At 63.7% G+C, this 18,211-nt stretch carries 15 protein-coding genes; 4 read left to right on the top strand and 11 right to left on the bottom strand.

What is annotated here, in order from left to right; all coding sequences use genetic code 11:
• Nucleotides 1-46 precede the first annotated feature (46 nt).
• Nucleotides 47-2,086, bottom strand: coding sequence for a methionine--tRNA ligase (metG, locus tag CAF92_RS18215; protein ID WP_046614745.1), 2,040 nt, complete (start codon nt 2,084-2,086; stop codon nt 47-49).
• A 158-nt stretch (nt 2,087-2,244) separates the two neighbouring features.
• On the opposite strand from metG, the gene apbC reads away from it, so the two are divergent.
• Entirely contained in the window at nt 2,245-3,339 is a 1,095-nt protein-coding gene (gene apbC, locus CAF92_RS18210; protein ID WP_085601556.1) for an iron-sulfur cluster carrier protein ApbC, read from the top strand.
• Between the two features lie 168 nt (nt 3,340-3,507).
• Here the strand turns inward: apbC and CAF92_RS18205 are convergent, their stop codons facing one another.
• The gene (locus tag CAF92_RS18205) at nt 3,508-3,717 is read right to left on the bottom strand and encodes a cold-shock protein (RefSeq protein WP_003254922.1); all 210 of its coding nucleotides are present in this window, start codon (nt 3,715-3,717) and stop codon (nt 3,508-3,510) included.
• A gap of 328 nt (nt 3,718-4,045) precedes the next feature.
• Between CAF92_RS18205 and dcd the strand changes: the two genes are divergently transcribed.
• Together dcd and CAF92_RS18195 are read left to right on the top strand one after the other, a co-directional pair.
• Nucleotides 4,046-4,612, top strand: coding sequence for a dCTP deaminase (gene dcd / locus CAF92_RS18200; RefSeq protein ID WP_046614743.1), 567 nt, complete (start codon nt 4,046-4,048; stop codon nt 4,610-4,612).
• A gap of 93 nt (nt 4,613-4,705) precedes the next feature.
• Nucleotides 4,706-4,933, top strand: a complete 228-nt coding sequence (locus CAF92_RS18195; protein WP_085601555.1) for a hypothetical protein — start codon at nt 4,706-4,708, stop codon at nt 4,931-4,933.
• Nucleotides 4,934-4,943: 10 nt separating this feature from the next.
• On the opposite strand, the gene pdeM is transcribed toward CAF92_RS18195, so the two are convergent.
• The 7 genes from pdeM to CAF92_RS18160 form a co-directional block, all read right to left on the bottom strand.
• A complete protein-coding gene (pdeM, locus tag CAF92_RS18190; protein ID WP_085601554.1) occupies nt 4,944-5,597 on the bottom strand; it encodes a ligase-associated DNA damage response endonuclease PdeM in 654 nt (217 codons plus the stop codon).
• Complete coding sequence (locus CAF92_RS18185) at nt 5,594-8,047, bottom strand: ligase-associated DNA damage response DEXH box helicase (RefSeq protein ID WP_085601553.1); 2,454 nt, start codon at nt 8,045-8,047, stop codon at nt 5,594-5,596. Before CAF92_RS18185 ends, pdeM begins: the two co-directional genes overlap by 4 nt.
• 67 nt (nt 8,048-8,114) lie before the next feature.
• Nucleotides 8,115-9,230, bottom strand: a complete 1,116-nt coding sequence (locus CAF92_RS18180; RefSeq protein ID WP_085601552.1) for a succinylglutamate desuccinylase/aspartoacylase family protein — start codon at nt 9,228-9,230, stop codon at nt 8,115-8,117.
• 161 nt (nt 9,231-9,391) lie between these two features.
• Entirely contained in the window at nt 9,392-11,050 is a 1,659-nt protein-coding gene (locus CAF92_RS18175) for an ATP-dependent DNA ligase (protein ID WP_085601551.1), read from the bottom strand.
• Nucleotides 11,047-12,063 (bottom strand): ligase-associated DNA damage response exonuclease, encoded by a 1,017-nt coding sequence (locus CAF92_RS18170; RefSeq protein ID WP_085601550.1) that lies wholly within the window; start codon nt 12,061-12,063, stop codon nt 11,047-11,049. Before CAF92_RS18170 ends, CAF92_RS18175 begins: the two co-directional genes overlap by 4 nt.
• Nucleotides 12,064-12,169: 106 nt before the next feature.
• Complete coding sequence (locus CAF92_RS18165; protein ID WP_085601549.1) at nt 12,170-14,611, bottom strand: penicillin acylase family protein; 2,442 nt, start codon at nt 14,609-14,611, stop codon at nt 12,170-12,172.
• Between the two features lie 159 nt (nt 14,612-14,770).
• The gene (locus CAF92_RS18160) at nt 14,771-16,111 is read right to left on the bottom strand and encodes a PLP-dependent aminotransferase family protein (RefSeq protein WP_085601548.1); all 1,341 of its coding nucleotides are present in this window, start codon (nt 16,109-16,111) and stop codon (nt 14,771-14,773) included.
• 155 nt (nt 16,112-16,266) lie between these two features.
• On the opposite strand from CAF92_RS18160, the gene CAF92_RS18155 reads away from it, so the two are divergent.
• Complete coding sequence (locus CAF92_RS18155) at nt 16,267-17,463, top strand: MFS transporter (protein WP_085601547.1); 1,197 nt, start codon at nt 16,267-16,269, stop codon at nt 17,461-17,463.
• A gap of 56 nt (nt 17,464-17,519) precedes the next feature.
• On the opposite strand, the gene CAF92_RS18150 is transcribed toward CAF92_RS18155, so the two are convergent.
• On the bottom strand, nt 17,520-17,717 hold the full coding sequence (locus CAF92_RS18150) for an SEC-C metal-binding domain-containing protein (protein WP_003258907.1): 198 nt from the start codon (nt 17,715-17,717) through the stop codon (nt 17,520-17,522).
• Nucleotides 17,718-17,724: 7 nt separating this feature from the next.
• Entirely contained in the window at nt 17,725-18,210 is a 486-nt protein-coding gene (locus CAF92_RS18145) for an LEA type 2 family protein (RefSeq protein WP_085601546.1), read from the bottom strand.
• Nucleotide 18,211: the final 1 nt, after the last annotated feature.

Raw genomic sequence — 18,211 nt, 5'->3', positions numbered from 1 at the left:
ATTGTGGGAGCGGGCAGGCCCGCTCCCACAAGTTCCAGCAGTTTTGTTACTTGATGCGCTGGCCCGGCTTGGCACCGCTGTCCGGGCTAAGCAGGTAGATCTCTTCGCCGCCAGGCCCGGCCGCCATGACCATGCCTTCGGACACGCCAAAGCGCATCTTGCGTGGCTTGAGGTTGGCCACCATCATGGTCAGGCGACCTTCCAGCTGGGACGGGTCGGGGTAGGCCGACTTGATGCCGGAGAACACGTTGCGGCGCTCATCACCAATGTCCAAGGTCAGTTGCAGCAGCTTGTCGGCACCCGGTACGGCCTCGGCCTTGACGATCAGCGCCACGCGCAGGTCGACGGCAGCAAAGGTGTCGAACTCGATTTCCGCCGACAGCGGGTCCTTGGCCAGCTCGCCGTTGCCGGCTGGGGCCGTGGTTTCGGAGGCCAGCAGGTCTTCCTTGCTGGCGGCGACCATGGCTTCGACCTTGGCCGGTTCGATGCGGCTCATCAGCGCCTTGAACGGGTTCAGCTGGTGGTTTTCCAGGCGTGACAGGTGGTCGTTCCAGGTCAGCGGTGCCACGTTGAGGAAGGCCTCTGCGTCCGCGGCCAGCACCGGCAGCACCGGCTTGAGGAAGATCACCAGTTGGCGGAACAGGTTGATGCCTTGGGCGCAGATGGCCTGCACTTCATCCTGTTTGCCTTCCTGTTTGGCCAGCGACCATGGGGCCTTGTCGGCGATCCAGGCGTTGGCGCGGTCGGCCAGCGCCATGATTTCGCGCATGGCACGGCCGAAATCGCGGCCTTCGTAAGCGTCGGCGATCGACGGAGCTGCCGCCAGGAAGGCTTCGGTCAGCTCCGGTGCGGCATCGCCAGCCACCATCACACCTTCGTTGCCCTTGTGGATGAAACCGGCGCAGCGGCTGGCGATGTTTACCACCTTGCCTACCAGGTCGGAGTTGACCTTCTGCACGAAGTCTTCTAGGTTCAGGTCCAGGTCATCGACGCCACGGCCCAGCTTGGCGGCGTAGTAGTAGCGCAGGTATTCCGGCTGCAGATGGTCGAGGTAGGTGCGGGCCTTGATGAAGGTACCGCGCGACTTGGACATCTTGGCGCCGTTCACCGTCAGATAGCCGTGCACGTTGACCGCGCTTGGCTTGCGGAAGCCTGCACCTTCGAGCATGGCTGGCCAGAACAGGGCGTGGAAGTTGACGATGTCCTTGCCGATGAAATGGTACAGCTCGGCCTTGGAGCCCTCGTTCCAGAACGCGTCGAAATCCAGCTCCGGGCGGCGTGCACAGAGGTTCTTGAAGCTGGCCATGTAGCCGATCGGTGCATCCAGCCACACATAGAAGTACTTGCCTGGCTCGCCCGGGATCTCGAAGCCGAAATACGGCGCGTCGCGAGAGATGTCCCATTCCTGCAGGCCCGAGTCCAACCATTCGGCCAGTTTGTTGGCTACAGCGTCCTGCAGCGTGCCGCTGCGGGTCCACTGCTGCAGCATGGCCTGGAAGTCCGGCAGCTTGAAGAAGAAGTGCTGGGAATCGCGCAGTACCGGAGTGGCACCAGAAATGGCCGACTTGGGGTTCTTCAGCTCGGTGGGCGCGTAGGTGGCGCCGCATTTCTCGCAGTTGTCGCCGTACTGGTCTTCGGCCGCGCACTTGGGGCAGGTGCCCTTGATGAAGCGGTCGGCGAGGAACATGCCCTTTTCCGGGTCGAAGTACTGGGTCACCGAACGGGTGGCGATGTGCCCGGCGTCACGCAGGCGTGCGTAGATCAGGCCCGAGAGCTCGCGGTTCTCTTCGCTGTGGGTGGAGTGGAAGTTGTCGAAGTCCACGAGGAAGTCGGCAAAGTCGCTGCTGTGTTCGGCCTGGACGTTGGCGATCAGTTGCTCCGGGGTGATGCCTTCCTTCTCGGCGCGCAGCATGATGGCCGAACCGTGGGCGTCGTCGGCGCAGACGTAGATGCACTGGTTGCCGCGCAGCTTCTGGAAGCGGACCCACATGTCTGTCTGGATGTACTCGAGCATATGGCCCAGGTGGATCGAACCGTTGGCATAGGGCAAGGCGCTGGTGACGAGAATCTGACGTGGCTCGGACATGGTGGCTTGGCTACTTATCTGGCGACGGGGTAAAAATGAGGTTGATCGGCCACTATAAAGGGCTGGCGAAGATATTTCACCCCGCATGCGCATCTGCTGACGATTGACGGGTTAGGATAGGCGTCTGTTTTACATTCAGTTTGCCATTGGGAGTCTCCATGAGTGCCGTCACCCGTGCCGCCGTCGAGGGCGTGCTTCGCCAGTACACCGACCCCTATCTGAACCAGGACCCGGTCAGCGCCGGCTGCGTGCGCGCCATCGATATCCAGGGCGAGCAGGTCAGCGTGCAGTTGCAGCTGGGTTATGCCGCAGGGCTGTTCAAGAACGGCTGGGCCCAGGTGCTGCAGACCGCCATCGGCAACCTTGAGGGTGTCAGCAGTGCCCAGGTGTCGATCGACTGCGTGGTGGCCGCGCACAAGGCCCAGGCTCAGGTGCCGGCCATGGCCAACGTCAAGAACATCATCGCAGTGGCCTCGGGCAAGGGCGGTGTGGGCAAGTCGACCACCGCGGCCAACCTGGCCCTGGCGCTGGCCCGCGAGGGTGCGCGGGTGGGTATTCTCGATGCCGATATCTATGGCCCCAGCCAAGGCGTGATGTTCGGCATCGCCGAAGGCACCCGCCCACAGATTCGCGAGCAGAAGTGGTTTGTGCCGATCAAGGCCCATGGCGTGGAAGTCATGTCCATGGCGTTTCTTACCGACGACAACACGCCGATGGTATGGCGTGGCCCGATGGTTTCCGGCGCGCTGCTGCAGCTGGTGACCCAGACCGCCTGGGACGACCTGGATTACCTGGTGATCGACATGCCGCCGGGCACCGGTGACATCCAGCTTACCCTGGCGCAGAAGGTGCCGGTGGCCGGTTCGGTGATCGTCACCACCCCGCAGGACCTGGCCCTGCTGGATGCCAAGAAGGGCGTGGAAATGTTCCGCAAGGTCAACATCCCGGTGCTGGGCGTGGTGGAGAACATGGCCGTGCACATTTGCTCGAACTGCGGCCATGCCGAGCACCTGTTCGGCGAAGGCGGTGGCGAGAAGCTGGCGAGCCAGTACGGCGTCGACCTGCTGGCGTCGTTGCCTTTGTCGATGCTGATTCGCGAGCAGGCCGATAGCGGCAAGCCGACGGTTATCGCCGAGCCGGAAAGCCAGATTGCCATGGTCTATCAGGAACTGGCCCGCCAGGTGGGCGCACGGATCGTGCTACAGGAAGCTGCGGCGCCGGCGATGCCGAGCATTACCATCAGCGAAGATTGACTGGCAGACCGAGTCGCCTGCTTCGCGGGGACAGCGCAGCCTTCAAGCACCGCGCTGTCCCTGTGGGAGCGGGTTTACCCGCGAAGCAAGCGACTCGGTCTTTCGGCCAGGCATAAAAAAACCCGCCGGAAGGCGGGTTTTTTTGAAAGCTAGGAAGCTTCGATCGACTTAGGCGATCTGAACTTCTTCAGCCTGCATGCCTTTCTGGCCGCGGGTAGCGACGAAAGTAACAGCCTGGCCTTCTTTCAGGGTTTTGAAGCCGTCAGCTTGGATGGCTTTGAAGTGCACGAACAGGTCGTCGCCCGACTGAGGGGTGATGAAGCCGTAGCCTTTTTCATCGTTGAACCACTTAACAACACCGGATTGACGGTTGGACATTTTTCTGTCTCCTTGGACAATTTGATAACGGTCAGGAAAAACCCTGGCCGGGACTGAGCGCAAAGAGAGCAGAAAATTCAGCGATGGGCCGATCAGGATCGTGCATCAAACTAGAGATTCTCGGTGTCACGTGCAGCACAGTGGCGCCACCTTACCCCACTTTCCGCAACCTGCCAATGGTCAGAAGGCGCTTTACGCAAATTCGGATCGACGGCGGCTGCAGCCCCCGCCCGGCGCGGGATGAGGCATGGAACTTTAACCTGGGCGCCGGGACCGGTAAGATGCGCGTCTCGAATTTTCACCTCGCAACTCTTCAGGACACCCCGCCATGAGCATCAAATCGGACAAGTGGATTCGCCGCATGGCGCAGGAACACGGCATGATCGAACCGTTCGTCGAGCGCCAGGTGCGCGGCGAACAGGACAGCCGGGTGATCTCCTTCGGCGTTTCCAGCTACGGCTATGACGTGCGCTGCGCCGACGAATTCAAGGTGTTTACCAACATCAATTCGGCCACCGTCGACCCGAAGAACTTCGATGCCGGCAGCTTCGTCGACATCAAGAGCGACGTATGCATCATCCCGCCGAACTCCTTCGCCCTGGCGCGCACCGTCGAGTATTTCCGCATTCCGCGCGACGTGCTGACCATCTGCCTGGGCAAGAGCACCTACGCCCGTTGCGGCATCATCGTCAACGTCACCCCGCTCGAGCCCGAGTGGGAAGGCCATGTGACGCTGGAGTTTTCGAATACCACCACGCTGCCGGCGAAGATCTACGCCAACGAAGGTGTGGCCCAGATGCTGTTCCTGCAGTCCGACGAAGAATGCGACGTGTCGTACAAGGACCGTGGCGGCAAGTACCAGGGCCAACGCGGCGTCACCCTGCCGCGTACCTGAGCCGACGAGCGCGGGGAATTCCCCGCGCCTTTGGCACTCCAACTGGATAACGCCGGTGCGCATGATGCGCAGCGGCCTTGTCAGGAGCAGCCAATGAAACTCCACCCCGCAATCAGTGCCAAGCTGGCAGTTCTGCAGCCCAACCACGTCGGGTTGCTGCAATGGTCACTGCTGGCACACCCGCTGCCCATGCAGGCGGGCGGCGTGCCCCACCAGCCTGACCCGGATACCCCGCAACCGCCGGAGCCCGGTGAAGCACCACCCATGGAACCGGGCGAGCCAACCTTGCCTGATGAGCCTCCTCCGGCGCCTGTAGCCTGAATGACCTCGGCTAGAGTGCCCAGACACGGTTTGCTCCGGCGAGATACACCCGGCTGGTGCTCGTGGGCGCGATTTCCCAACCCCCGGTGAATTCACCGAACGCCGGCAGCAGGCTGACTTGGCCGTCGATCAGGAAGCAAGGTAGCCGCAGGCGTTGCCGAGCCTTGCCACGCAGTACGAATACCGGATGTACATGGCCTGCCAGTACCGGGTGGCTCGGGTGTGGATCGGGTTCGTGCTGTAGCGCGAAGGGTTCCAGCAGCCAGGGTTCGCTCAAGACTTCTATTGCGAGCGACACGGGTGGATCACCGGCGTTCCTATCATGATTGCCGCGTATCAGCACAATTTTCAGGGCCTTGTGCCGTTCTCGCCACGTCTGCAGCTTGGCGAGCGTTGCCGGCGCACGCGCTGCTCGTGCATGCAGGAAATCGCCAAGAATGATCAGTTGCTCGCAATCATGTGCGGCCAGCAATGCATCCAGGCGGTCGAGTGTCGCGTCGGTGGTGCCGCGTGGTACCGGTTGGTGCAGGGCACGATAACTCGCTGCCTTGCCGATGTGCACGTCGGCCACCAGCAGGGCACGGCGGGCTGGCCAGTAGATCGCCTTGTCCGAAAGCAGCCAGAGCACTTGGCCATGGTGTTCGATGGATAGAAAGTTGGTCATACCGTAGCGTCCGCCACACTGTTCAGCTCAGCGACCATCCTGGCAATCCGGTCCGCCAGCTTCTCGGTGCTCAATGTCTCGCGCATGCCTTCCACCAGCAAGGCAAAGGCCAATGGCCCAGGCCGCTCAAGCTGTCGCAGCTCCAGCCGCAACTGCCCCATTTTCAGCAATTGCCGGTGCAGCCGCTCGATCTCCAGTTCCTCGTTCAACACTTCGTCCCGTGCCTGGGTCAGCAGCAGGTTGCCAGCGTCGTGCTTGCGAAATACCTCGTAGAACAACCCGCTGGAGGCCTGGATCTGCCTCAGGCTTTTCTGCGCCGCCGGATACCCGCCAAACACCAGCCCGGCAATTTGCGCGATCTCGCGAAAGCGGCGCAATGCCATTTCTCCTGCATTGAGGCTGGCCAGCACATCGTCCAGCAGGTGTTCGGTACCGAGTGCCTGCGGCAGGTGCGTTGCCCAGTCCACGTTGCCAGGGCTGAGCAGTTCGAACCCGTAGTCATTGACGGCAATCGAAACCGAAAGCGGCTGCACGCGGCTCACTCGCCAGGCAATCAGGTTGGCCAGGCCAAGGTTTGCCATACGCCCGGCGAACGGATACAGGAACAGGTGCCAACCCTGGCGCGACTTGAAGGTTTCGGCCAGCAGCGTGGTGGGAGTGGGCAGCGCCGACCACTGCGCCTGCAAGGCAAGCAAGGGGCGCACTGCGCGCATCTCCGGGCCTTGGAAACACCCCTGAGATGCTGCGCCGAACTGCTCGACCAGTGCGTTGGCCAGTTCGCTGGAGAGCGGCATGCGGCCACCATTCCAGCGTGCAACCGCCGCCTTGCGCGCGGTGCTGCGGCGTACGTAAGCGGTCATGTTTTCCACGCGCACCAGCTCCAGCACTCGCCCGGCGAACACCAAGGTATCGCCAGGGCGCAAACGGGCAATAAATGCCTCTTCAACGCTGCCCAGCGCCTTGCCCCCACCACCCTTGCTCCAGTACTTGAGCTGCAGGCTGGCGTCGCTGACGATGGTACCGATACTCATGCGATGGCGGCGTGCCAGACGTTCGCTGGCAACCCGGTAAGCGCCGTCGGCCTGGCGCTCGACGCGCTGGTAGTCCGGGTAGGCGCTCAGAGAACTGCCGCCATGACAGACGAAGTCCAGCGCCCATTGCCACTGGCTGTCGCGCAACTGGCGAAAGGCCCAGGTGCTACGCACTTCGTCCAGTAACTGCTCCGGATGAAAGCCACTGCCCAAGGCCATGCTGACCAGGTGTTGCACCAGCACGTCCATGCACAAGCGCGGCGAATGACGGGCCTCGATGTGCCCGGCTGCCAGGGCCTGCCTGGCGGCGGCTGCTTCCACCAGTTCCAGGCTGTGGGTGGGCACCAGAGTAACCCGGGAGCGCCGCCCCGGCGCATGGCCGGAGCGCCCGGCCCGTTGCACGAGGCGGGCAATGCCCTTGGCAGAACCGATCTGCAGTACTCGCTCCACGGGCAGGAAGTCTACTCCCAGGTCCAGGCTGGAGGTGCAGACCACTGCCTTCAGCCTGCCTTGCTTGAGGCTGCGCTCCACCCAGTCACGGGTATCGCGGGCCAGCGAGGCATGGTGCAAGGCAATCAGTCCGGCCCAGTCGGGGCGTACTTCGAGCAGGGCCTGGTACCAGAGTTCGGCCTGCGCACGAGTGTTGGTGAATACCAGGCAACTGCTGCTGGCGTCGATTTCCCGACTGACCTGGTCGAGCATCTTCAAGCCCATGTGCCCAGCCCAGGGGAAGCGCTCGATGGCCGTTGGCAGCAGGGTATCGACCTGTAGCGGCTTGTCTTGTCGGCCTTGTACCAGCAAGCCGCCTTGTGGCAGCAATACGTCCAGCGCATGTTGAAGATTGCCGAGGGTGGCAGACAGGCCCCAGGTCGGCAGGGTCGGGTGCCAATGGCGCAGGTGGGCCAGAGCCAGTTGCAGTTGTACCCCACGCTTGTTGCCCAGCAGTTCGTGCCATTCGTCCACCACTACCAGGCGCAGCGTGGCGAAGTCGTCGCGGGCTTGTGCCCGGGTCAACAGCAGCGTAAGGCTTTCAGGGGTAGTGACCAGTACGCTGGGCAGGCGCCGTGCTTGCCGGGCACGTTCGGCACTGCCGGTGTCGCTGCTGCGAACGCCCACGTTCCAGGGCAGGCCCAGGTCGTCCAGCGGCAGCTGCAGCGCGCGGGCGGTGTCGGCGGCCAAGGCTCGCATGGGGGTGACCCACACCACCTGCAAGGGGGCAGCATGACGTCCCTGGGCTTGGGCCTTGAAGGCCCGCAGCGCGGCGAGCCATATCGCGTAGGTCTTGCCGGCACCGGTACTGGCATGCAGCAAGCCGGATTCGCCTCGTTCCACGGCAGCCCAGACACGGCGCTGGAAAGCGAAAGGCTTCCAGCCACGCTTGGCGAACCAGGCCTTGGCGAGGTCGGTGGCGGCGGGCATGGGGCATAGGGTCCTTCGATGGCTGTGTTGCTACAGACAACCAGGCTGGTGCAATGGTTTTACCGGATCAGTTGGCAAGCAGGTAGCCGCTGCGGCACACCTGCTCGCCTGCGACATGGGCGATGACCATGCCTGCGGTAGCCATGCGCCGTACGTTTCGTGCATAAAGCAGGCCGGGCTGGCTGTTGCGGATGGCAGTGACTCGGTCGCTGAGCGGGTCGATTACTTCAGCGATCAGCTGGCCCGCCTCCAGGTGCTGGCCTGGCCGGGCGTGGTACACCAGCAGCCCGCCCAGTGGCGTTATCACCGGTTCGACGGCGGCCAGCGGCGTGGCCGGGCAGCGCAAGGCGGGCAGGGCGGCTGCGGCTCCTTCGATGACCCCCGCATGGGTCAGGAAGTCGAGGATCGCCTGACAGTCCTTGCTGGCCAGGTCGTGGCTTACATCGGCCTGGCCGCGCAGCTCGACGGTGACCGAGCAGCAGCCCAGCGGAATCGGGAACCGTTTGCCAAAGCGTTGCTGCAACTGCCACCAGACCAGGCTGAAGCACTCATCGAACGACTGCCCGCCTGAGTCGGTAGCCAGCAGGCTGGCCTGGGCAACCAGGTAGCGGGCCAGCGGCTCGATCTGCGGCCAGGCGTCTGGCGTGGTGTACAGGTGCTCGACCGCCTCGAAGTCGCAGTGCAGGTCCAGCACCATGTCGGCATCGCAGGCAAGGCGCTGCAGTATCAGGCGTTGGGCTTGCAGCGGTGTGCGCGCCGGGTGTGCGTCCAGCCCGCGGCGCAGGTATTCGCGGATCAGCGCAAGGTTGTGCGCCGGGTCTTCGGTAAGGTGCTCTTCGATCTGGTCGCCGATGCTGTCCGAAAGGTCGACGAAGTTACGGTTGAAGTTCTCGCCACTTTGCAGTTCGAAGCGCCCCAGCGGCGCATCCAGCAGCACTTGTTCCAGACCGACCGGGTTGGCCACCGGTACCAGGATGATTTCGCGTTGCAGGCGGCCTTGCTGTTCCAGTTCACCCAGGCGGCGCTTGAGGTGCCAGGCCACCAGCATGCCGGGCAGCTCGTCGGCATGCAGCGAGGCCTGGATATAGACTTTGCCGCCACCGCGAGGTCCGAAGTGGAAGCTGTGCAACTGGCGGGTGATACCCGGAACGGGCGAGAGCAGGTCGTGAGTTGAATGGTGCATGGTGGTCCTGGGTGCGTGGCGAAAACGGTCTGCGACACGGGGCGGCACACAGATAGAAGCACAGTTTTTGGCCTTGCGCCTGCATCGGTGCCCTCCTGGTCACCGCGCTGGCTTCTTTGCGGGTTTAGCCGCGAAGAAGCCAGCACGGTCCAGAAATGTTTTCAGGCCAACAGCGCCTGCAATGTGGCCAGGTCATCCGCTTCTTCCACTGGCTTGTCCAGCCGCCAGCGCAGCATCCGCGGAAAACGCACGGCAATGCCGCTCTTGTGCCTCCTGGACAGGGCGATGCCCTCGAACCCAAGCTCGAACACCAGCGTTGGCGTCACGCTGCGTACCGGCCCGAAAGTTTCAACCGTGGTCTTGCGGATGATGGCGTCGACCTTGCGCATTTCTTCGTCACTGAGCCCTGAATAGGCCTTGGCAAAGGGAACCAATGCCCGCCCCGGCGTACCGGCTGGCGCGTCCCACACGGCGAAGGTGTAGTCGCTGTACAAGCTGGCCCGCCGGCCATGACCGCGCTGGGCATAGATCAGCACGGCATCGACGCTGAACGGGTCGATCTTCCACTTCCACCAGGTGCCCATGTCCTTGGTGCGCCCCACGCCATACAAGGCCTCGCGCTGCTTAAGCATCAGCCCTTCCACCCCCAGGCTGCGGGATTGTTCGCGCTGGCGGGCAAGGTCGGCCCAGTCCTGGCCTTCGAGCAGAGGCGAGAGCAACACCGGGGCCAATGGATGCTGCTCAAGCACGTGTTCCAGCTGTTGGCGGCGTGCATGCTGCGGCCGGCTGCGCCAGTCCTCGCCTTGCCATTCCAGCAGGTCGTAGGCCTGCAGCACGACCGGTGCGTCGCTCAACAGCTTTTTGCCCAAGGTCTTGCGCCCCAGGCGCTGCTGCAACATGGCAAAGGGTTGTACAGCCAGTTCATCTGCTGAACCACCGGGTTTCCATACCAGGATCTCGCCATCGAGCACGACACCGTCGGGTAGCGTCTGTGCCAGGCTGTGCAATTCGGGGAAGCGTTCGGTGACCAGTTCCTCACCGCGCGACCAGACCCACAGCTGGCCTTCGCGCTTGACCACCTGGGCGCGAATGCCGTCCCATTTCCATTCGATCTGCCATTCGCTCGGCGGCCCGAGCAGTGCATCGAGCTGGTCGGTTGGTACCTGAAGGGGGTGGGCCAGAAAAAACGGGTAGGGCTGGCCGCCACGCTGGCTATGTTCATCGTCTGATTCCGGGGCTATCAGCCGTTGATAGCTGGCTGGCGTCGGGCGGTGGCTGATGTCGGTGTAGCCAACCAGGCGCTGGGCCACGCGTTTGGCATCCAGCCCGGCCAGTTGTGCGAGGGCACGAGTGACCAGCAGCTTCGATACGCCCACGCGAAAGCTGCCAGTGATGAGTTTCAGGCAGAGCATCAGGCTGGGTCGGTCCAGTTGGGCCCAAAGAGGCGGCAGGCGTTCCTGGATCTCCTCTACCGGCAACCCGCGCAATGGCAGTAGATGGGCTTCGACCCAGCGGGCGAGGCCGTCGTCGCCAGGGTGATGGCTTTCCGGCATCAGCAGGGAAATGGTTTCGGCCAGGTCGCCAACGGCCTGGTAGCATTCCTCGAACAGCCAGTCAGGCAGCCCCGCCAACCTGCCGGCCAGCTCCCGCAGCACGCGTGTAGGTACCAGTTGACGAGGGCGGCCGCCTGCCAGGAAGTACACCGCCCAGGCGGCATCCCCAGCCGGGGCGGTGCTGAAGTAGTCGCGCAGCGCCGTGAGCTTGGCAGTGCTGGAGGTGGTCGCATCCAGCCTCAGGTACAGCTCGGCGAATGCTTTCATGCGTCTGGCTCCGCGGCTACCACGTCATCTTCCTCGCCATACTCGGTCACGAAGGCGCGGGCATCGAGGCCTTGTTCGATGAGGTAGCGCACCAGCACATTGACCGAGCCGTGGGTGACCATCACGCGTTCTGCGCCAGTCTGGCCGATGGCCCAGAGCAACCCCGGCCAATCGGCATGGTCCGAGAGCACGAAACCTCGGTCTACCCCGCGCCGGCGACGGGTGCCGCGCAACAGCATCCAGCCACTGGCAAAGGCATCGCTGTAGTCGCCGAAACGGCGCATCCAGCTGCTGCCACCCGCCGAAGGCGGTGCCAGGACCAGTGCCTGGCGCAGCAGCGGGTCGTTGCGTGGGATATCGCCGACATAGCGGGTTTGCGGAAGGTAGACGCCAGCGTCCCGGTACACCCGGTTGAGTGGTTCGACAGCGCCATGCACGAGGACAGGACCAATGTCGGCGTCCAGCCCGTGGAGGATTCTCTGGGCCTTGCCGAAGGCGTAGCAGAACAGCACGCTGGCTTTCCCCTGTTCGCTATTGGCGCGCCACCAGGTATTGATGCTGGTGAAGATCTCGCCCTGGCTGGGCCAACGGTAGATGGGCAGGCCAAAGGTCGATTCGGTGATGAACGTGTGGCAGCGCACCGGTTCGAACGGCGTGCAGGTGCCGTCGGGTTCCACCTTGTAGTCGCCGGACGCGACCCAGACCTCACCCTGATATTCCAGGCGCACTTGCGCCGAGCCCAGTACATGCCCGGCTGGGTGCAGGCTCAGGGTTACGCCATGGTGCAGCAGGCGTTCGCCGTAAGGCAGGGTTTGCAGGTCGATGTCCTGGCCCAGGCGGCTGCGCAGGATGCCGGCGCCTGGGGCGGCGGTGAGGTAGTGGCGGTTGCCGACGCGGGCATGGTCGCCGTGGCCGTGGGTGATGACGGCACGTTCCACTGGCCGCCAGGGATCGATGTAAAAATCACCTGGCTGACAGTACAGGCCTTCGGGGCGGGCGATGACGAGGTCCATGGCATGGGTGCTGGCTTGGAGTTACCAGTTAGGAACCATGGTAGGGGCGGGAAGTTCGACTGAGAATGGTTGGGGCACAAGGTGGCCCCAACACAGATGCTACTGCTTACTTCCCGGGTACCAACGTCAAACGCTGGTTGCCATATGCCCGCGCGAAGTTCTGCTGTTGCAGTGGCAGGCTCATGAAGCGCCCTTTGAACCAGGCGTCCAGCCCATCGCTGTAATGCTTGCTGGCCGGGTTGCCGGACTGCCCGCTGCTGGTCAGCACCTGCAATGGCTCGGCCTGGCCGAAGTCGACGATCATCCGCGCCGAGGCCGGCAGGCGGGTGTCGAAATCCCTGCCCCAGGCGTATGGCGTCAAGGCCAGGGTGGTGAAGTCTCCACCGGCAGCCAGCGGCGAGCGGCCGAGGGCGTCGCCCAGGCCATGGTAGGCCGGTGCAGGCCAGCGGTATTGGTGCAGCTTGCCCCACTGCCAGGTGCGGCGGTCGGCGCCCAGTTGCGCGGTGCCAGCATCCACCGCGCCCGCCAGGCTGCGCGCTAGAATGGCCGGCTTGTCTTCTTTCTGCGGGGTGCTGCGGTCATCCCAGAACGGGCTGTCGTCGCGGCCCAGCAGGTGGTCGGCCTGTGCCGAGAACGACAACCGTGCATTGCTGACGAAAGCCTGCCATGCCGGGCCGGATTCCGGGCCCAGGTCGTCGAGGAAGGTTTGCCGGGCGACTTCCTGGAGGAACAGTTCGTACAGCGCGGCATCGGCCGATACAGGGCTCAGACGGCCATCGAAGGCCTTGAGCCGGGCCAGAGCGTCGCTGGCCTTGTCGCGCTGTGCGGCGGGCAGCGCATCGATCGCCTGCTTGAGCGGCTGGGCCATGCCTGGGGCATCAAACATCTGCTTGAGCTTGTCGGCCAGCAGGGTGGTGTGATCGTTCTGCAGGGCCATCAGGCTGCGGCTGTCGTGGCGGCCATTGCCGGCCAGCTGGGCCAGGCGTTCGGCGCGTTCGGGGTAGTACCAGGTGCTGGACAGCTGCATGCCATAGCCACGCGGAAGGCTGCGCTGGTTGGCGTGGCCGATCCAGCCGGCGGGCGGGTCCTGGTCGTAAGGGTGCAGCATCGGGTCGGCATAGCCGTCCCAGTCGTAGCGCCCGTCCCAGCCCGGCGAGGGCAGAAGGCCCTGGCCTTCACGGCGGTTGGGGTAGCGGCCACTGACTTGCCAGCCGATGTGTTCGGGTTCGGCGAAGACGAAGTTGAGCGCGGCGGCGGTCACCTCACGGGTGCTGTCGAAGGCACGTTCCACGCTCTTGGCGCGGGTCAGGTCGAACAAAGCATCCAGGCTGCGGTCGCCCTTGAACTGTGGCAGGTTCAGCGCCAGGCCCAGGCTGGCATTGCCTGGCTGGGCCAGCAGGGTGCCGTGACGGGTGTCGTACATCACCTCGCGCAGCGGGCGCTGGCCGCGGACGAAGAAGGTTTCGCTGCGGGCGCGGGCCGGCAGCCATTTGCCGTCGGCCAGATAGCTCAGCTGGCTGCCCTGGTGGCGCAGTTGCTCCAGGTACAGGTCCTGGTTATCGGCCATGACCGCGCTGCTGCTCCAGGCCAGCTTGCCGTTGTAGCCGGCCAGCACGATCGGCAAACCAGGCAGCGACAGGCCGGCGACCTGGTACTTGCCGGTGTGGATCTGCACCGGGCTAAGGGCCCAGGCGGCTCGGCTGTCGCTGGCCAGCAGGCTCTTGCCGCTGCGGCTGCGCTGCGGCGCCAGGGCCAGGTTGGCCGAGCCCGGGCTGCCCAGAAGATCGAGGTCGGCCAGCTTCTGGCTGGCAGCTGCCAGGGCCGGCAGCCCCGGCAACTGGTTGGCCAGGTTCAGGTCCTTGAGCTTGTCCACTTCGGCTTCGGCCAACGGCTCGTCCGGGGCACCAGGCAGCAGCCAGGCCAGCTTGTCGCTGCCGGCTTTCTGCGCCAGGGTCAAGGCGCTCAGTTCTTCCTGAAGGTTCACCGACTGGCTGAAGGCATACAGGCTGAAGATCAGCGCCGAGTCTTCGGGCTTCCAGTATTCGGGGCGGTAGCCACTGCTGGCCAGGCCGGCGGGCAGCTTGTCGCGGTAGCGGAACAGGTAGGCGTTGACGCCGCGCGCATACACTTCGAAGAAGCGCTTGAGCCGTGGCGAGGCGTCAGCATACTGCTGGGCGGCGCTCTGCTTGAGGTTGGCCGCACGCATCAGGCGGTCGATGTCCAGCGCGTCGCTGCCGGCCAGTTCTGCCAGGCGGCCCTGGGCCAGCAGGCGCATGGCGACCATCTGCTCGATGCGGTCGCCGGCATGCACATAGCCCAAGCTGAACAGAGCGTCATGGAAGCTGCTGCTTTCGATCAATGGTGCGCCCATTGCGTTGCGCCGAACCGACACGTTCTGCGCCAGCCCCTTGAGCGGCTGCACACCGCTGGCCGGTGGCACGCTGTCCTGATAGCCGCCCGTCTGGCAGCCTGCCAGCCCGAGCATGCCGAGCAGCGTGGCAGCGGTTGCGAACCGCGGGCGGAATGGAGGGAAGGCGGAGGCGGCCATGACGAGGGCTCCTGCAAGGCGTGGCGGGTTTCGAAAGGCGCTAAGGTAGTGAGCGCGCAGGCGCCATGCAAGGTCCCTGGGCGGTTTATTTTTTGTGCTTGGCGTGGGATGTGTGGTGCCTGTGAGATCGAGCGCCACCTCAAAAATCAAGACATGCGCTCAAACCTTGAAAAGTTCGGCCACGGCGTCGGAAAAGTGCGTGCAATTGATGCGTGCATGGCGTTGAAAGTCGCGGCTGACAGCGAAGGCCGAGCCTGGCATCAATAGCACCTGGTGCAGTTCCAGGCGACGCATGAAAGGCTGCAGGTCGGCCAGTTCGGGGTGGTAGACCCACAGGAACATGCCACCTTGGGGCGTTATGTCGAACTGCCAGCCACGCGCCCGCAACAACTGCTGCGTCTGTGCCTGCTGCCGGATCAGGCGCTGCTGCAGGTCTTGCATGTGCCGGGCATAGGTGCCGTCGGACAAGATGGTGTTGACGAAGCGTTCGCAAAACGCCGGCACCGCCACGCAGGTCAGCAGCTTCAGGCGCGTCAGCGGCTCCATCAGCTCTGCCGAGCAGGCGATGTAGCCCACGCGCAATGAAGCGGACAGGCATTTCGAGAAGCTGCCGATGTAGATGACCCGCTCAAGGTTGTCCAGTTCGGCAAAGGTCTGGCGTACACCCGGGCTGAAGTCGCCGTAGACATCGTCCTCGACCACGAAGAAGTCGTGTTCCACCGCCAGTCGCAGGACGCTGAAGGCATTGTGCGGGCTGATGTTGCCACCGGTCGGGTTGTGGAAGGTGCTGTTGCAGAAGAATGCCTTCACCTTGTGCCTGGCCAGGTGCTCCTTCATGTCTTGCACGTTTGGTCCGTCCTGGGTTCGGCGCACCCCGACCACGTGGCCGCCGGCCAATTGGATCAGCTTGATCAGGTTGCCGTTGCCGGGCTCGTCGACGAACACGTGATCCCCTGGCTTGATCAACAACCGCGCCACCAGGTCCAGCGCTTGTGTGGCGCCCAGCGTAGTCAGCAACTGGCTTGGCCGGGCATCGACACGGGTCAGGCGTTGCAGGTGCACGCACAACTGCTTGCGCATGGGCAGGTAGCCCTGGATATCGCCATATTCCGCGAGCGAACTCTGCTCCAACCGCGCCGTGCGGCGAATCGCCTTGGCCAGCAGCTCGGTGTCACGCCAGGCGGGTGGCAGCCAGCCGCTGCCCAGTTTGATGTTGTGCTGGCCCCCCTGCAGCAGATTGAACAGCGGGTCGCCGGCCATGCCTGCGGGCGCATCCAATGCGCCGGTTTGCCGTGAGTGGCTGGCGACGAAGTAGCCGCGCCCAGGAATGGCGGTCAACACACCTTCGCTGACCAGCCGGGCATAGCTGGAGACGACATCGTGGTAGCTGCAGCCAACCGCCGCCGTCAGCTTGCGGATGGAGGGCATGCGCTGGCCGGGCAGCCATTCGCCGGCTTCGAGGCGCTGTTTCAACTGGTCATGAAGGCTGTGCGGGCGCATGGCGGGTCCAGCAGCTGTTAGAAAAAACAGCCTAACAGTTAACCGGAAAACGAGTCGACTGTGCGAATTTCAGGGCGCGGCAGATGCGACCATGGACCTGTCGGCATCTTTCCCAATTCCGAAATCGACCCGTCCACCAACCGTGAGCACACGCTATGTCGAGCACACTCCCGCGGCGCACGTACCTGTATTTCACCGCGCAATCGATCAACCTGACGACTGCGGTCATGTCCGTGACCATGGCGGCCATTGTCGGGGCGGCGCTGGCGCCTGCCGCCACGTGGTCCACCGTGCCCTATGGTTTCCAGTTCCTCTGCCTGATGCTGGCCACCTATCCGGTCTCCAGGCTGATGAGCCGTATCGGCCGCAAGCGCGCCTTCATGCTGGGCTCGATCCCTTTGGCGGTGTCTGGCATCAGTGGCTACCTGGCGGTGCAGTACCAGCACTTCCCGACGCTGGTGATCAGCCATTCGGCATTGGGCATCTACATTGCGTTTGCCAACTTCAATCGCTTCGCGGCCACCGACAACCTGGCCCAGAACCTGAAACCCAAGGCGCTTTCCCTGGTAGTGGCCGGTGGGGTAATCGCTGCCGTGGTCGGGCCGGCCTTCACCGAGTGGCTGAGGGATGTTCGCGGGTATCCGCTGTTTTCTCTCTGCTACGCCGCTTTTGTCGTCCTGGCGGTGATGTCGTTGCTGACAGCGGCCTGCCTGCCCGGCGATACCGGCACCGCCAGTAAAGACCGTGCAGCGAAACCGGCTGATACGACCGCCGAGCCACTGAGCCCGGTGGTTGCCGTGGCCATGGCAGTGGCCGCGCTGGGCTACGGGATCATGAATTTGCTGATGATCCAGGCATCCATGCACATGAAACACATGCATGAGGACTTTTCCGACGTTCGCCTGGCGATTCAATGGCATGTGATTGCCATGTTTGCCCCATCGTTCTTCACTGGTGCCATCATCCACAAGCTCGGTATCAGGGCCACCATCTGTCTCGGCCTGGGCCTGCTGATCGGTTGCACGGCCATGAACATGTGGTCGCACAGCTACGCGATGATGACCTTGTCACTGATAGCCCTGGGCCTGGGCTGGAACCTGACTTACGTGGGCGGTGGGGCGCTGTTGGCGCAGATGCTGCAACACAGCCCGGCAGCGATGCAGATGCAGGGGAAGAACGATCTGGCCATCGCGGTGTTCGCGACCATTGGCGCATTCAGCCCGTCGCTGTTGCTGGGCACGGTCGGTTGGGATGGTACCAATGCCATTTGCATGGCCCTGTGCATCGTGCTGCTGATGGCCACCTCAGTGGTGCTGCAGCGCAATGTTTCAGGGCCTGCCAGGGTCAGCTAGGCCCTGGCTATACCCACTGCGCGGCCCGCGGCTGGGACGCGCAAGTGCTGTTCAGGTCAGGCGCCGTGGCACTTCTTGAACTTTTTCTGGCTACCGCACGGGCACGGGTCGTTACGGCCAACGTCCTTCAGGGCGTTGCGTACCGGCTCCTGGTGGCCGTGGTTGCAGTGCGGGCCGTGTACATGGCCATGATCGTGGTGGTGATCATGATCGTGGTTGCAGTCAGGGCCATGAACGTGGGGTTGCTGGGACATTGCAGGGTTACTCCGGGTTGTAGTCGCCGGGGATTATCTCACCACTGCGCGACAAGTGCAGGTCCCGATGGATGAGCAACCCGGTCGCCAGCTCGCCCTGCAGGCTGTAGTGCAGCGGTTGTTCGCTTTTCAGCAGCTTGGCCAGTGGTTTCAGGTGCTGCCACAGGTTGGTTCGCGCGGTGATCTTGAAAGTACGCTGGGCGTGCCCGCCGACACTGCGCCACACGCTGGTTTCATCCTGCACCAGCAACAGGTCGTTGAGGCGTATGGCATACGACAGGTTGCGGATGAACAGTCGGCTGTCATTGGGGTTGTCGACTCGCAGGTGCAGCACGAACTCCTGCTCCAGCAACCTGGCCTTGACTGTCTCCACCTCGACCAGGTGCATCTCGGGTTCGCGCCACTCGTCACCGCCCCAACTGGCGCAGCCCGCCAGCAGTGCCAGCCATGCCATCAGGGGGGCGAGCAGCAGCGGGCGGGTGCGGGCGACCATG

Origin of the sequence: Pseudomonas sp. B10(2017) (assembly GCF_002113295.1) — a bacterium.
GTDB classification, from domain to species: domain Bacteria; phylum Pseudomonadota; class Gammaproteobacteria; order Pseudomonadales; family Pseudomonadaceae; genus Aquipseudomonas; species Aquipseudomonas pudica.
This window is presented reverse-complemented; position numbering and strand designations above follow the sequence as displayed.